The following is a 1,602-nucleotide window of genomic DNA, read 5'->3' on the forward strand; positions in this document are numbered from 1 at the left end:
ATGGCCTTCGGACTGTGGGGCGTCAACACCGGCATGACCCGGACGCTCGACCTCGCCGAACAGCGCATGGCCGCCCAGGGGCTGCCCGCCCTGCCGGCCGATCTGGGCCTGGCCCTGTTCGACGCGTCGCTGCGGTCGGGGCTGCCCGCGCTGGTGCCGTTGCGCATCGACACCGGTGTCCTGCGCGGCCGTGGCGAGGAGATCCCGCCACTGTTGCGGAGCCTGGTCAGGGTGCCCGCACGACGCGCCGCCCAGTCGGGGGCCGGTGCGGAGGGGCCGGTGGCGCGGCTGGCCGGGCTCACCGAGGACGAGCGTGCGGCGGCGCTGCTGGATCTCGTCCGCGAGCAGGTGGCCGCCGTCCTCGGGCACACCTCCAGCGACGCGGTGGAGGCCGAACGTGCCTTCAGCGAGCTGGGCTTCGACTCGCTCGCCGCGGTCGAGCTGCGCAACCAGCTCGGCGCCGCGACCGGGCTGCGGCTGCCCGCCACCCTCATCTTCGACTACCCGAGCGCCCAGGCCGTTGCCGACCACATCGGCGGCGAACTGGCCGGCACGGTCTCCGCGCCGGCGCCCGCCCGTGCCCTGTCCGCACCTGCCCGGGACGTGGCGGACGACCCGGTCGTGATCGTCGGCATGGCGTGCCGGTACCCGGGCGGCGCAACCACGCCCGAGGAACTCTGGCGGCTGGTCGCCGGCGGTGTGGACGCGGTGTCGGCGTTCCCGGAGGACCGGGGCTGGGACCCGGACGTGTACGACCCGGAGCCGGGCACACCGGGGAAGACGTACGCGCGCGAGGGCGGGTTCCTGTACGACGCGGCGGAGTTCGACTCGGCGTTCTTCGGGATCGGCCCGAACGAGGCTTTGATGATGGACCCGCAGCAGCGGCTGCTGCTGGAGGTGTCCTGGGAGGCGATCGAGCGGGCCGGCATCGACCCGACCTCCCTCAAGGGCAGCCGCACCGGCGTGTACGCGGGGCTGATGTACCACGACTACGCACTCGGCGTGGAGGCGGCGGCCAGCACCGGCGGCAGCCTGGTCTCCGGCCGTACGTCCTACACCCTCGGGCTGGAGGGCCCGTCCGTCACCGTCGACACGGCCTGCTCCTCCTCCCTGGTCGCTCTGCACATGGCGGCGCAGGCGCTGCGCCTGGGAGAGTGCTCGTTGGCCCTGGCCGGCGGGGTCGCGGTCATGGGCACGCCCGGCATGTTCGTGGAGTTCAGCCGCCAGCGCGGCCTCGCCCCGGACGGCAGGGCCAAGTCCTTCTCCGCGGCGGCCGACGGAGTCGCCTGGGGCGAGGGCGCGGGTGTGCTGCTGCTGGAGCGGTTGTCGGACGCCCGCCGTAACGGGCATCCGGTGCTGGCGGTGGTGCGCGGTTCCGCGCTCAACCAGGACGGTGCGTCCAACGGCATGACCGCGCCCAACGGTCCCTCGCAGCAGCGGGTGATCCGCCAGGCCCTCGCGGACGCCGGACTGGGCACCGCCGACATCGACGCGGTGGAGGCGCACGGCACCGGTACGACACTGGGTGATCCGATCGAGGCGCAGGCGCTGCTGGCGACGTACGGGCAGGAGCGTCCGGCGTCGGGTGAGCCGTTGTGGCTG

General features: G+C 74.0%; 1 protein-coding gene. It reads left to right on the forward strand.

Going from position 1 to position 1,602, the window contains the following annotated elements; translation table 11 throughout:
- Nucleotides 1-1,602 (forward strand): type I polyketide synthase (locus BZY54_RS43340; RefSeq protein ID WP_244217619.1); only part of this gene is annotated, 1,602 nt, incomplete at both ends.

Origin of the sequence: Streptomyces carpinensis, from assembly GCF_002154505.1 — a bacterium.
GTDB classification, from domain to species: Bacteria; Actinomycetota; Actinomycetes; order Streptomycetales; family Streptomycetaceae; genus Streptomyces; species Streptomyces carpinensis.